11 protein-coding genes and 1 pseudogene are annotated in these 12435 nt (G+C 72.0%); 3 read left to right on the top strand and 9 right to left on the bottom strand.

Annotated elements, in window-relative coordinates; all coding sequences use genetic code 11:
- Positions 1-1358: pseudogene (locus ACFOYY_RS12220) on the bottom strand (indolepyruvate ferredoxin oxidoreductase family protein); the annotation flags it as partial.
- Between the two features lie 116 nt (positions 1359-1474).
- Here ACFOYY_RS12220 and ACFOYY_RS12215 point away from each other — a divergent pair.
- On the top strand, positions 1475-1927 hold the full coding sequence (locus ACFOYY_RS12215; RefSeq protein ID WP_352009346.1) for an Lrp/AsnC family transcriptional regulator: 453 nt from the start codon (positions 1475-1477) through the stop codon (positions 1925-1927).
- Here ACFOYY_RS12215 and ACFOYY_RS12210 read toward each other — a convergent pair.
- From ACFOYY_RS12210 to ACFOYY_RS12200, 3 genes are all read right to left on the bottom strand, one after another.
- Positions 1916-3325, bottom strand: a complete 1410-nt coding sequence (locus tag ACFOYY_RS12210) for a tetratricopeptide repeat protein (protein ID WP_386189830.1) — start codon at positions 3323-3325, stop codon at positions 1916-1918. The two genes, ACFOYY_RS12215 and ACFOYY_RS12210, sit on opposite strands and share 12 nt — an antisense overlap.
- A gap of 327 nt (positions 3326-3652) precedes the next feature.
- Positions 3653-3847, bottom strand: coding sequence for a DUF397 domain-containing protein (locus ACFOYY_RS12205; RefSeq protein ID WP_352009348.1), 195 nt, complete (start codon positions 3845-3847; stop codon positions 3653-3655).
- Positions 3838-4662 (bottom strand): helix-turn-helix domain-containing protein, encoded by an 825-nt coding sequence (locus ACFOYY_RS12200; protein ID WP_352009349.1) that lies wholly within the window; start codon positions 4660-4662, stop codon positions 3838-3840. The genes ACFOYY_RS12205 and ACFOYY_RS12200 overlap by 10 nt, the downstream gene beginning before the upstream one ends.
- 176 nt (positions 4663-4838) lie before the next feature.
- On the opposite strand from ACFOYY_RS12200, the gene ACFOYY_RS12195 reads away from it, so the two are divergent.
- Positions 4839-5423 (top strand): hypothetical protein, encoded by a 585-nt coding sequence (locus ACFOYY_RS12195; protein ID WP_386189829.1) that lies wholly within the window; start codon positions 4839-4841, stop codon positions 5421-5423.
- A 187-nt stretch (positions 5424-5610) separates the two neighbouring features.
- A complete protein-coding gene (locus ACFOYY_RS12190; protein ID WP_386189828.1) occupies positions 5611-6576 on the top strand; it encodes an endonuclease/exonuclease/phosphatase family protein in 966 nt (321 codons plus the stop codon).
- On the opposite strand, the gene ACFOYY_RS12185 is transcribed toward ACFOYY_RS12190, so the two are convergent.
- The 5 genes from ACFOYY_RS12185 to zwf form a co-directional block, all read right to left on the bottom strand.
- Entirely contained in the window at positions 6506-7192 is a 687-nt protein-coding gene (locus ACFOYY_RS12185; protein WP_352009352.1) for an AAA family ATPase, read from the bottom strand. The two genes, ACFOYY_RS12190 and ACFOYY_RS12185, sit on opposite strands and share 71 nt — an antisense overlap.
- 174 nt (positions 7193-7366) lie before the next feature.
- Complete coding sequence (eda, locus tag ACFOYY_RS12180) at positions 7367-7978, bottom strand: bifunctional 4-hydroxy-2-oxoglutarate aldolase/2-dehydro-3-deoxy-phosphogluconate aldolase (protein WP_386189827.1); 612 nt, start codon at positions 7976-7978, stop codon at positions 7367-7369.
- The gene (locus ACFOYY_RS12175) at positions 7975-8943 is read right to left on the bottom strand and encodes a glucokinase (protein WP_352009354.1); all 969 of its coding nucleotides are present in this window, start codon (positions 8941-8943) and stop codon (positions 7975-7977) included. Before ACFOYY_RS12175 ends, eda begins: the two co-directional genes overlap by 4 nt.
- A gap of 10 nt (positions 8944-8953) precedes the next feature.
- Complete coding sequence (gene edd / locus ACFOYY_RS12170; RefSeq protein ID WP_386189826.1) at positions 8954-10822, bottom strand: phosphogluconate dehydratase; 1869 nt, start codon at positions 10820-10822, stop codon at positions 8954-8956.
- A gap of 38 nt (positions 10823-10860) precedes the next feature.
- Positions 10861-12336, bottom strand: coding sequence for a glucose-6-phosphate dehydrogenase (gene zwf, locus ACFOYY_RS12165; protein ID WP_386189825.1), 1476 nt, complete (start codon positions 12334-12336; stop codon positions 10861-10863).
- Positions 12337-12435: the final 99 nt, after the last annotated feature.

Here is a 12435-nt window from a genome sequence, read left to right as displayed (position 1 = left end):
ACGGGGGCACCGTCGGGCACCGCGGTCGAGCGGTTGTGCGGGCAGCCGGAACAGAAGAAGGGGGTGCGCTGCGGGCCGAGCAGCTTCAGCGGCGCCGGACGGGAGATCACCGCCAGCCCCCTGTCGACCCGGTCGCCGGCCGCCGGGTCGAGTCCGGCCCTGCGCAGCCGGAAGGCCAGCGCCTTCGCCGCCAGGTCGGCGTCGACGCCGCCGCTCCTCGGGATCAGCGGGGCGCCGTTCTCGTCGAGCTTGCCCAGCACGCGGGGGGCGTCGGCGGTGCCGTACAGGACGTCCTTGACCAGGCCCTCAAGCAGCGGGTCCTTCTCCTCGACGACGAGGATCTCCTTGAGCCCCCTGGCGAAGGTCCTGACGATCTCCGGTTCGAGCGGCCAGATCATGCCTATCTTGAGGACGCGGACGCCGAGCTCCGCCGGGTCGACGCCCAGCCTGCGGAAGGCCTCGCACACGTCGTAGTAGGCGGTGCCGGAGGCGACGACGCCGAGCCAGGCGTCCCGGGGGTCGACGGTGACGCGGTTGAGGCCGTTCTCCCTGGCGTAGGCACGGGCCAGGTCGAGGCGCGGGCCGGTGAGGGTCCGCTCCATCTCCAGTGACCACGGCGTGAGCAGGGTCGCGTCGGGCGTGTGCCGGTACGGCCTGCCCTGGTACTCGACGACGGGCGTGACCGGGACCACACGGCCGGGTCCCACCTCGACCGTGCCGCTGGCGTCGACGACGTCGGTCACCGTCTTGACGGCCACCCACAGGCCGCTGGCCCGGGAGGCGGCGATGGCGTGGCGGCCGAGATCGAGCAGCTCCTGGACGCTTCCCGGATGGACGATCGGCATGCCGAAGGAGGCCAGCGTGCTCTCCGTCGCCGAGGGGAGCGTGGAGGACTTGCAGATCGGGTCGTCCCCGCACAGGGCGATCAGGCCGCCGTCGGGGTGGGCGCCGACGAAGTTGCCGTGCCGCAGCGCGTCGGCGGCGCGGTCGACACCGGGGGCCTTGCCGTACCAGACGCCGAGGACGCCGGCCTTGCGCGGCCGGGGCAGGCCGGGGACGAGCTGGCTGCCCCAGACGGCCGTGGCGCCGAGCTCCTCGTTCTGGCCGGGACGGTGCACGACGTCCAGGGGCTCGGCGTGCCGCCGCGAGCGGGAGAGTTCGAGGTCGAAGCCCCCGAGGGGGGAACCGGGGTAGCCGGAGACCATGGCGCCGGTTTCGAGACCGGCCGCGCGGTCGGCGCGCATCTGGTCGAGGATCACGCGGACCAGGGCCTGCGTGCCGGTCATGAACACCTGGCCCTCTTCGAGGGCGTAGCGGTCGTCGGGAGCCGTTGCGCGGGTTTCGGCGGAGATCGTCATGATCGGTGGTCCCGTCTTGCCGTGGTGCACTTTGGTTGCCGCAAGGTTATGTCAGGCTGTCCGAAATATGATGTCAATATTTATTGTCCACTGCTGAGTGGATAGCATCTGATGCCATGGATGCCACAGATCGCGCAATCATCGGCCTTCTCCAGGTGGAGGGCAGGCTCAGCAACCTCGAACTCGCCGAGCGGGTGAGGCTCACTCCCTCGCCGTGTCTGCGCCGGGTCCGCAACCTTGAGGAGTCGGGGGTGATCAGCGGTTACCGGGCCGTCATCGACCCGGCGGCCGTCGGGCGCGGCTTCCAGGTTCTGGCGTACGTGGAGCTTGAGGGCCAGGACGCGGAGACCGTCACCGCCTTCGAGGCCGCGGTCCTGGAGATCGAGGACGTGGTCGAGTGCCTGCGCATGTTCGGCCGCCCCGACTACGTGCTGCGGATCGCGGTGCCCGACATGGAGGCCTACAGCCAGCTGTGCCTCGAACGGCTCGGCAAACTGCCCGGCCTCGACAAGCTGACCTCCCAGATCGCCATGAAGGCCCTCAAACCCGGTGGCGTCCTACCGCTGTGACCTCCGCGGCGCGGCGGACGGGGCGGGGATCCCGGAGGGCGACGGCTTGGACGACGGCTTGGACGACGGCCTGGGAGAGGGCGCGGGCGGGGGAGGGGGCGGCGTCCTGGGCAGGTCGATCAGCGCCTGCCTGGCCCGGGGCGCGCCGTCGAGGGAGAAGTAGGGGTTGATCCGCAACGCCCTGGCCAGGTGGGCGCGGGCGGCGGCCGTGTCGCCGAGGGCACGCGCGATCTCGCCCCGGTGGTAGGCGGCCTGCGCGTTCCGGGAGCCGGGGGGTTCGGCACGGGCGGCGTACCCGGCCGCCTCGGCGTCGTGGCCGGCCCGGTGCAGCGCCCACGCCAGGGCGTCGGCGACGTCCGCGCCGCCGTGCCCGTTCCACTCGGCCCGCAGGCGCCGTACGGCGGAGGCGGGGTCGCCGTGGTCGGCCTCGAACCGTCCCGCCCTCAGCGCGTCCACCCTCGCCAGGCCGTGGGAGGCGAACAGGGCGTACTGCCGCGCGGCCCGCTCCGGCCGCCCGAGGTACTCGTACAGCTCGCCGAGGTCGGCCGTGTAGCCGGGGTCGCGGGCCGCCGCGGCGCCGTAGTCGCGGATCGCCGCGCCGGTCCAGCCGAGCGCCGCCTCCGCCCTGGCCCGTCCCGCGTACGAGGGGGCGTGCTCGGGGTCGGCGGCGAGCGCCCGCCCGTAGGCGCGTACGGCCCGCCGCGGCCGTCCCAGACTCCATTCGAGCTCGCCGAGCCCATGGGCCTGGCACGCCAGCTCCGCGGGGGAGGAGGCCGCGAACCCGGCTCTGCGGAGCACGGCCCTGGCCCGCCCGCTCTCACCGCGCAGCCGCAGCAGGTCGGCGGCCCGGGTGAGCGAGGCCACGTCCGGGGTGCCGCCGAGCATCCGCCTCAGGGCGAGGTCCGCCCTGTCGTACCGGCCGAGCCCGGTGTAGGCGTCGGCCAGCACCGTGTACAGCGGCCAGCGGCGCGGCGCGGTCCTGCGGGCCCGTGTTCCCCAAGCACGGGCGGCGCCGTGGTCGTGCCTGACGTTGGCGATCACACCCATGCCGATCATCGCGTCGGCCTCGGGGGACAGGTTCAGCGAGTACCTGAAGGCCGAGCGCGCCAGGACGTAGTGGGCCGGGTCGCCGGTGCGCCCCGCCGCGTCGAGATGGGCGTCGCCGAGCGCCGTCCAGGCCCGCGCGTTGGCGGGATGCTCACGCAGGCGGGCGCGCGCGTCCGCGACGGGGTCGGTCCGCGTCCGGGAGGTCCGTGAGCCTCCGGCGGAGGACCCGTCAGGTCCGGTCGAGGCTCCGGGCGGTGTTCCGGGACCGGGTGCCGGATCACCGGGGCCGAACAGGGCCAGCAGGACGCCGCCCGCCGTCAGGCAGCCGAGCAACGGCAGGAATCTGCGCACGCGTCTCGCCTCCGCGCTCTCAGAGGTGGCCGGGCCACGGCGGCCCGTCGTTCCGCGTGGAACGGTGGGGAACGGGAACCGGCTGGCGGCACATTATCCGGATTTTTCCGGAAATGATCTCTCGGGAAACGCGGCGAAACCGGGTCGAGTACTGCGTGAAACCCACGTTCGGCGTCCTTTTCGAAAAGCCCCCGTTCAGGTTCTCGATCATGAGAAAGCTAGCACCGCGGGCACGAGCCCCTCGGGGAGCAGCCGGTCAAGAAACCCCAAAAACGGGAGCGAAAAAGCACGAGGCCCCCGCCGGAGCGGGGGCCTCACGGACCTGTGTCAGACCACGCCGGTCTTGACACGCGTCAGGAAGTCGGCCCAAACCTGGGGGCTGAACAGCAGAGCCGGGCCATCGGGGTTCTTGCTGTCGCGAACCGCGATGACGCCGGGGAGGTTGTCGGCCACCTCCACGCACTCGCCGCCGTTTCCGTTGCTACGGCTGCTCTTGCGCCACTGTGCGCCGGTCAGGTCCATGAATGCATCCTTTTCTCGATGAAGGCCGCCGATGCGGCCTGGGGTAGGGCATATGAGCGCAGGGCGTCGAACTGGGCCGATAGAGGGTCGACCCGCGCTGGATCGATCAGAAGCTGTGCGGCTTCCGCGTTCTCCATGTACACGATGTCGGGGGCGCCTTTGAAGGACAGGACCAAGATGGGCCCTGCGAGCCCGGCATAGGCGCCCACGTCGAAGGGGATCACCTGGATGGTGATCCGCGGTCGCATCGTGGCATCCAGAAGGTGTTGCAACTGCGCGCGCATGACCGCGCCGCCACCGATGGGGCGGGTCAGCACGGCTTCGTCCAGCAGGACGAAGAGGATCGGCGGGTCCGGCCGGTCGAGCAGTCGCTGGCGTTGCATACGCACAGTAATCATCTCCTCAACCTCCTTCTCGGTGTCGAACGGCCTTCCCGCCCGGGTCAGCGCCCGTGCGTAGTCCTCGGTCTGTAGCAACCCGGGAACCACCGACAGCTGATAGTTACGCAGCGTCCTTGCCTCCCACTCCAGCTCGAACAGCGAGCGCACCCACGCGGGGGAGGACTCCCTGCCGATCAGCGGCCAGAGCTTGACGAGGGTGCCGCCGGTCTCCAGGACCTCATCGCATCTCTGTGCGAACTTCCTGGTGGGAGCACGTGCGGCGGTCTCGATCAAGCCGACCAGTGAGGTGGAGTACGAGGTCCGTCTGGCCAGCTCCTGCTGGCTCCAGCCCATCGCCTCGCGCAACCTGCGCAGCTCGGAACCCCAGTAAGCGCTGACGCTCGTGCTGGGGTCCAGCTCTTTGGGGGCGGGCATGGGGGGCTCCCGTCTTTCTGGGTCCTACAGGGGTCGGGGTGGAACCTACAGCCGACCCGAACCGAGGTGCATGTACCTCTTCGTAGTCGAACATCTACAGAAAGTAATCACTCCTGTTCACTCTGGGAAGTGGAAACGAAGAATCGCTTGCATCGATTACCGAGAGGAGGTGGACGGTGGTGACGATCGTCCACGGCACATCCGCCTGGACGCCCGCCGTGCGTGCCGCAGGTCTGCTCAATGACGAGCTGGCCAGTCGGGGAGTCAAGGGTGACGTCCACGGGGGTTACGGTCTGGCGCTGGTCTCCGTGCACGGAGACCTGGTGGTCTGGACGGACGGAACGGTCTACCGCTGGTGGGCCGGACACCTGTCGCGGCGGACGGGACGGCGGCTCTACGCCGTCTACGGGGTGGACAACCCCGCGACCGTCGCGCGTGGGGTGATGCTGCGTTACGTCGAGCTGGACGGCGGACAGGACGGTGAGTACGACGGCGGGTACGGAGGCGATCACAGCGGCGAGCACGGCGACGGGCAGGCAGGGCGGCCGGGGGAACGCCGCCCCTCCTTCGCGCCTCCGCCGGACAGGACGGTGCCGCCGCCGGGCAGGGCGTTGCGAGGGCCGGTCACGGGGGACCGTCCTGAGGAGCCGCCTTCCCCCGCCCTGTCGCGGCCGCCGGCCGTGTCCGGGGTCATGCTCGCGGCCGGGGTCGCGCCGGGCGTGACGGACGGGAGCCGTCCACGCCCGGTACCCGTCCGGTAGGCCAGAAAGAGACGCCCCTTTCCGCCTGGTCCTGCCGGGCGGGGCGGAAAGGGGCGGACGGCGGTAGAGTCGTCCGCCCGGCCACCGAGTACGGCGGACCCGGGGCGTGGACCGTTCCGCGCGGCCCCGGATCCCACGGCGGGGCCGTACGCGCGGGCCCGGCCGTCGAAGGGATCTCTGGAACGTCATGGCGCAGCGGTTTCGGGGCGGGCTCGTCGCGGCCGCGGGCACACTGACCGCCCTCGTCCTCGCCGGGCACCGGCTGGTGCCGAACTGGCGGGGATGGGGCAACACGCTCGACAGCGCCCTGCCGTGGTTCGGTCTCGTGGTCCCGCTGCTGGCCGTGGCCGCTCTCGCCAGGAGGTCACGGCTCGCCACCGCGGGGGCGCTGGTTCCGGCCGTGACGTGGGGGGTGATGTTCGGGCCCGCGTTCGTGCCCGCCGTCCGGGCCGGGCAGCCGGACCTGCGCGTGGTCCACCAGAACGTCAACATGGCCAACCCCGACCTCGCCGGGACCGCGAGGGCCCTTCGCGCGGCGCGCCCCGACATCCTGGTGGCGGCCGAGCTCTACGACGACCCGGTCCTGATGAACGGGACGGTCGATCCCGCCTTCGCCGCGGAGATCGACCCCGACCTGCCCTACCGGTTCCCCGACAACCCCGGCATCGCGGTGTGGAGCAGATATCCCTTCGTGGGCAGGCCCAAGTCGGTGCCCGGGGTGCCGCGCTCCCGGTGGGCGACCATCCGTACCCCGCACGGCCGGGTCAACCTCTACGCCGTGCACCTGGCGTCCTTCCGCCCGGGGGAGCGGTGGGTCATCGCCGAGCGCAACGCCCAGGTCGAGGCGCTGGCCGCGGCGATCAGGGCCGATCCGAGCCCCCGGATCATCGTCGTCGGCGACCTCAACACCGCCTCGACCGACCGGGAGCTGCGCGCGCTCACCGAGACGCTCTCACCCGCGGCCGAGCGGGCGGGCTCCGGCCTGCAGTTCACCTGGCCGGCCACGCTGCCCCTGGTGCGCCTCGACCACGTGCTCACCCGGGGGCTGGAGGCGCTCGACAGCCGGGTGCTGCCCAGGTCGGTCAGCGACCACCGGCCGATCCTGGCCGACCTGCGTTTCCCCTCCGGGAGGGAGGCCGGCGCGGGCCGGTGAAGCGGATCGCGCCGACCCGGTCCGCCGCCGGCCTGTCCAGCAGGGTCACACCCGCGGCGGGCGGCAGGGGGCCGCGCCGGGCCCGGCCGACCAGGTCCCGCCAGCGGCGGCGGTGCCTGGCGAAGGTCGTCGCGGTGACCGTGCGCCCCCGGGCGCGCTGCCCGGCCCGCGCCGTCTCGGGGTCGACGTCGAGCAGGACGAGGTGGACCTCGCCGCCTGCCCTGCGGGCCAGCCAGGCGAAGCCGTGCAGAATGTGCGGCCAGGTGCCCCGGGTGTGCGCGACCACGTCGTGCCCGCCGAGCACCGCCCGTGCGATCCGCCACACATGTGTGGCATGCACGAGCGGAGTGCGGGCCCGATGTGGGACCGGCCCGAGATAGCGGGCCCACCAGTTGCGTGACTGCCGTGAGTCGATCACCCGGGTACCGCCGGCGGCGACCGGCTCCCGTTCGTCGCCGCTGAGGCCGTACAGCCGGTCGAGCAGAGTGCTCTTGCCCGCGCCGGGGAGACCAGCGAGCAGGACCAGGGAACCCGGCGGATAGGTCAGGACCGTCGCGGCCCCTCCCCCGAGAGGAAAGGAGGGCGTGTCGCCGGTGGGGGAGGGGAGGGTGGGCATGGCGACTCCTCGAATGACGCGGTCATCCGAGGTCTCCTTCACCCGCGCCGTGCGGGCGGCCGCCCGGGGACGCCGTGGGACGTCCGTACTGACCGGGTCGGCTCTTGGGAAGTACTCCCCTCGCCCCTACAGGGTAAAGGAACGGTGCTCCCGGCTCCACCCCGTGAACGTCGCTCAGCGGAGAGCGGCGGCCTCCGCGGCCAGTCGCTCGATGCGGGAGTAGTCACCGGAGGCCAGCGCGTCCGCCGGGGTGAGCCAGCTGCCGCCGACACACCCGACGTTGGGCAGCGCGAGGTAGGTCGCGGCCGTCGCGGGCTTGATGCCGCCCGTCGGGCAGAACCGCACCTCCGCCAGCGGTCCGGCCAGCGCCTTCAGGTACGGCAGCCCGCCCGCGGCCTCGGCGGGGAAGAACTTCATCTCGGTCAGGCCGCGCTCGGCCAGCGCCAGAACCTCGGAGGCGGTCGCGACGCCCGGCAGGAACGGCACGCCGCTGTCCCGCATGGCGTCCAGCAGCGAGGGCGTGGAGCCGGGGCTGACCAGGAACCGGGCACCGGCCTTGACGGCGGCGTCCACGTCCGCGCCGGTACGGATGGTCCCCGCGCCGATGACGGCCTCGGGCACCTCGGCGGCGATCCGCTCGACGGCCTCCAGCGCGCCCTCGGCGCGGAGGGTGACCTCGATCACGGGCAGGCCGCCCCGGACCAGGGCACGGGCCATGGGGACCGCGGTCTCCGGGTCGTCGATCACGACGACCGGGATCACCGGGGCGATGTCGAGCAGACTCATCGATACTCCATGTTGGACAGGCGCTGGCTCAGCCACGCCGCCGCGCCGACGAGCGCGGGCTGGGGCGCCACGATCAGGTTCGTGGCGATGCCGGAAAGGTAGTCGTTCAGCATGGGGGTGCTCTCGAACCGGCGGCGGAAGCCGCTGGAGAGAACCCGTCCCACCATACGGGGCAGCACGCCGCCGCCGAGATAGACGCCGCCCCTGGCGCCCAGGGTGAGCGCCACGTTCCCGGCGAAGGTGCCGAGCATGCAGCAGAACACCTCGACGGTCTCCGCGCACAGCGAGTCGTCCATCCTGGCCACGATGTCGGCGGCGGTCAGGCGCGGCGCGTCGGTCCCGCGCACCAGTGCCAGGGCACGGTGCAGCCGGGTCAGGCCGGGGCCGGACAGCAGGTGCTCGGCGATCACGTGTTCGAGCCCCTCGGAGCGCAGCGCGCGGACGATCTCGTGGTCGCGCTCGTCGAGGATCGGCACGGTGACGTGGCCGCCCTCGCTGGGGATCGGCACCCAGCCCTCGGCCGCGGGCGCCAGACCCCCGACGCCGAGGCCCGTTCCCGGCCCGAGCACGGCCTTGATGCCGTGCGAGGGCGCGGGGCCGCCGAGCGAGACCAGATCCTCCCCGCCCAGGTGGGGCAGGGAGGCGGCCAGGGCCTCGAAGTCGTTGAGCAGTTCGGCGTTGGGGATGCCGAGGGCGTGCACGGAGCCCGACCAGCCCGCGTTCGTGAGCCGGTAACGGTCTCCCTCGACGGGACCCGCGATCGCGATACAGGCCGCTCCCGGCTGAACTCCGCCCGCGTGTTCCGCGAGATAGGCGGCTACGGCTTCGGGAAGCCCTTCGTGATCGGCGCCGGCCAGCACGGCCACCGCCTCGGGGGCGCCGCCCGGCTCGGTGACCAGGCCGAAACGGGCGTTGGTTCCCCCGACGTCGGCGACAAGCCAGGGGAGCCAGGGCAGGCTCACCATCGCGCGTTCCTCATGCCCCGGCCTCAAGGCTCTCCGCGTGGCCGTTCAGGGCGAAGATCCCGGCGCCGCGTTCGGCGGGGCCCGCCGTACGGCGGAAGGCGGCGAACAGCTCACGTCCCGTGCCGACCCACCGGGCGTCGGTGAGCGGGGCGCCCTGCGGGGTGCGGGCCGCCAGTTCCTCGGCGGGGACGAGTAGCTCAAGGGTGCCTGCCGTCGAGTCGAGACGGATCGGGTCGCCGTCCCTGACCAGTGCGATCGGCCCGCCGTGCGCGGCCTCGGGCGACAGGTGGATGGCCGCGGGAACCTTGCCGGAGGCCCCGGACATGCGGCCGTCGGTGACGATGGCCACCCGCTGCCCCCGGTCGAGCAGCACCGCCAGCGGCGGGGTGAGCTTGTGCAGTTCGGGCATGCCGTTGGCGCTGGGTCCCTGGTAGCGGATGACGGCGACGAAGTCCTGGCCGTCGAGCTCGCCCGCCTCGAAGGCGCGCAGCAGTTCGAGCTGGTCGTCGAAGACCTTCGCCGGGGCCTCGACGACCAGGTGCTCCGGCTTGACCGCGGAGACCTTGCTGACCGCGCGGCCCAGGTTGCCGTCGAGCATGTGGATGCCGCCGTCGGGGGAGAAGGCCTCGGAGACGGGACGCAGCACGTCGGGGTCGGTGCTGCCCTCGGTGCGCTCCTCCCACAGCAGCTCGCCGTCCGCGCCGTCCTTGAGGCCGGGGGCCGAGCGGTAGTGGTCGAGGCCGTGTCCGGCGACGGTCAGCACGTCGGCGTGGAGCAGCCCGGCGTCGAGCAGGTCGCCGATGAGCACCTGCATGCCGCCCGCGGCCTGGAAGTGGTTCACGTCGGCCTGGCCGTTGGGGTACATGCGGGTCAGCAGCGGCACCACCTTCGACAACGCGGCCAGGTCGTCCCAGAGCAGCTCGATGCCCGCTGCGGCGGCGATGGCCACCAGGTGCATCGTGTGGTTGGTCGAGCCGCCGGTGGCCAGCAGTGCCACACAGGCGTTGACGATCGCCTTCTCGTCGACGACCCGCCCCACGGGGGTGTACTCCTCGCCGTGCACGGTGATCTCGACCGCCCGCCTGCCCGCGGCCTTCGTCAGGGCCTCACGCAGCTCGGTGCGCGGGTTGACGAACGTCGAGCCCGGCAGGTGCAGGCCCATGACCTCGATCATGACCTGGTTGGAGTTGGCGGTGCCGTAGAAGGTGCAGGTGCCGGGCGAGTGGTAGGAGCGCGACTCGGCGTCGAGCAGTTCCTCCCTGCCGACCTTGCCCTCGGCGAAGAGCTGCCGGGTGCGTGCCTTGACCTTGTTGGGCAGGCCCGAGGTCATCGGGCCCGCGGGCACGAACACCGCGGGCAGGTGGCCGAAGTGCAGCGCGCCGATCAGCAGGCCCGGCACGATCTTGTCGCAGACGCCCAGCATGAGACCGGCGTCGAACATGTCGTGCGAGAGCGCGATCGCGGTGGACATCGCGATGACCTCGCGGCTGTAGAGCGACAGCTCCATTCCCGCGCGGCCCTGGGTGATGCCGTCGCACATGGCGGGCACGCCGCCGGCGAACTGCGCGACGCCGCCCGCCGCGCGCACGGCCGCCTTGAGGATCGGCGGATAGGTCTCGTACGGCTGGTGCGCCGACAGCATGTCGTTGTAGCTCGACACGATCGCGACGCCGGGCTTGACGTTGGCCATCAGGTCCGGCTTGTCCCTGCCGGCGGCGGCGAAGCCGTGGGCCAGGTTGGCGCAGCCGAGATGTCCGCGCGCGGGCCCGCGCTCGCGGGCCGTCCTCGCCTCGGCGTCGAGCCGGGCGAGGTAGGCGCCACGGCTGGCGCGGCTGCGCTCGGCCAGGCGGTCGGTGATCTCCTGGATGGCGGGGTTCATCCGGCCTCCTCGTCGGTCGTCGTGGTCTGCGGGCTCGTTCACTCCGAGGCCTCCTCGTGCCAGGTACGGCCGCTGCGGCCGAGGAGCTCGTGGGCCCCCGCGGGACCCGAGGTGCCCGCGGGGTACGGCTCGGGCAGGGTGCCGTGCGCCTCCCACTCGCCGAGGATCGGGTCGATCCACCGCCAGGCGGCCTCGACCTCGTCACGCCGCATGAACAGGGTGGGGTTGCCGGTCAGGACGTCCATGAGCAGCCGCTCGTAGGCCTCGGGCACCCGGGTGGTGAAGGTCTCGGCGAAGCTCAGGCTGAGCGGAACCGGCTTGAGGGCGACCTCGCCGGCGCCCGGCTCCTTGGCCATGATGTGCAGCTGGATGCCTTCGCTGGGCTGCAGCCGCAGCACCAGCCGGTTGGGCGCGCTGCCGGGGAAGATCGAGTGGGGCACGTCCTTGAACTGCACCACGATCTCCGAGTACCGGTGGGGCATGCGCTTGCCCGTGCGCAGGTAGAAGGGGACGCCCGCCCAGCGCCAGTTCTTCACCTCGGCGCGGATCGCGGCGAAGGTCTCCACCCGGCGCGAGGTCTCGGTCGGCGCGGTGCCGTCCGGCTCGTCGAGGTATCCGGGGACCTGCTCGCCGCCGGACTCGCCCGCGGTGTACTGGCCGCGGACGGTGAACCGGTCGACCTCGCCGCCGACGATGGGCCGCAGCGCCTGCAGGACCTTGACCTTCTCGTCGCGGATGGCCTCGCGGTCGTTGCGCGAGGGGGGCTCCATCGCGACCAGGCACAGGAGCTGGAGCAGGTGGTTCTGCACCATGTCACGCAGCGCGCCCGCGTGGTCGTAGTAGCCGCGCCTGCCGGGGGTGCCGACGGTCTCCGAGGCGGTGATCTGGACGTGGTCGATCCACAGGGAGTTCCAGATCGGCTCAAGGAAGGCGTTGGCGAAGCGGAGCACGAGCAGGTTCTGCACGGTCTCCTTGCCCAGGTAGTGGTCGATGCGGTGGATCTGGCGCTCGTCGAAGATGGCGCCGACCTCGTCGTTGATGCGCCGCGCGCTGGCCAGGTCGCGGCCGAGCGGCTTTTCGAGCACCACCCGGGAGGCGGGGGTGACCAGCCCCACACGTTCGAGCTGCCTGCAGAAGAGGCCGAACGTCATGGGCGGGCTGGCCAGGTAGAACACCCGGGTCCGCTGCTCGTGCCCGGCGAGCATGGCGCCGAGCCGCTCCCAGCCGGCCGTGTCCTCGCCGCCGATGTCGACCGAGACGTGGTGCAGCCTGCCGAGGAAGCGTTCCCAGACGTTCAGGTCGTCGATCGGTACCGCGCCGCGGACCTGGGCGTCCACCTTGCCGCGGAAGTCGGCGTCGTCGAGTCCGCCCCGGGACATCGCGATGATGCGGGTCTCGGGGGAGAGACGGCCGTCACGGTCGCAGTGGTACAGCGCGGGGAGAAGTTTCCGCATGGAGAGGTCGCCTGTACCGCCGAAGACGATCAGGTCGGCGGACTGCGGGAGCTCGGACATGGGGAGTACTCCGTGGTGATCTACCGGAATTAGGGATAGATCGGACACTATCCGGATCTTGCGCTCTACACAAGCGGAGTTTTGTCATCTTAGATGAGA

Source organism: Streptosporangium jomthongense, assembly GCF_042650425.1.
Taxonomy (GTDB): domain Bacteria; phylum Actinomycetota; class Actinomycetes; order Streptosporangiales; family Streptosporangiaceae; genus Streptosporangium.
Note: the sequence above shows the minus strand (reverse complement) of the source record. Positions and strands in the feature narration are given on the sequence as shown.

Excerpts from the sequence above, each read along its gene's own strand:
- ACFOYY_RS12215 (WP_352009346.1), top strand. The coding sequence starts at position 1,475 with ATGGATGCCACAGATCGCGCAATCATCGGCCTTCTCCAGGTGGAGGGC.
- ACFOYY_RS12205 (WP_352009348.1), bottom strand. The coding sequence starts at position 3,847 with ATGGACCTGACCGGCGCACAGTGGCGCAAGAGCAGCCGTAGCAACGGA.
- ACFOYY_RS12200 (WP_352009349.1), bottom strand. The coding sequence starts at position 4,662 with ATGCCCGCCCCCAAAGAGCTGGACCCCAGCACGAGCGTCAGCGCTTAC.
- ACFOYY_RS12190 (WP_386189828.1), top strand. The coding sequence starts at position 5,611 with ATGGCGCAGCGGTTTCGGGGCGGGCTCGTCGCGGCCGCGGGCACACTG.
- ACFOYY_RS12185 (WP_352009352.1), bottom strand. The coding sequence starts at position 7,192 with ATGCCCACCCTCCCCTCCCCCACCGGCGACACGCCCTCCTTTCCTCTC.
- eda (WP_386189827.1), bottom strand. The coding sequence starts at position 7,978 with ATGAGTCTGCTCGACATCGCCCCGGTGATCCCGGTCGTCGTGATCGAC.
- ACFOYY_RS12175 (WP_352009354.1), bottom strand. The coding sequence starts at position 8,943 with ATGGTGAGCCTGCCCTGGCTCCCCTGGCTTGTCGCCGACGTCGGGGGA.
- edd (WP_386189826.1), bottom strand. The coding sequence starts at position 10,822 with ATGAACCCCGCCATCCAGGAGATCACCGACCGCCTGGCCGAGCGCAGC.
- zwf (WP_386189825.1), bottom strand. The coding sequence starts at position 12,336 with ATGTCCGAGCTCCCGCAGTCCGCCGACCTGATCGTCTTCGGCGGTACA.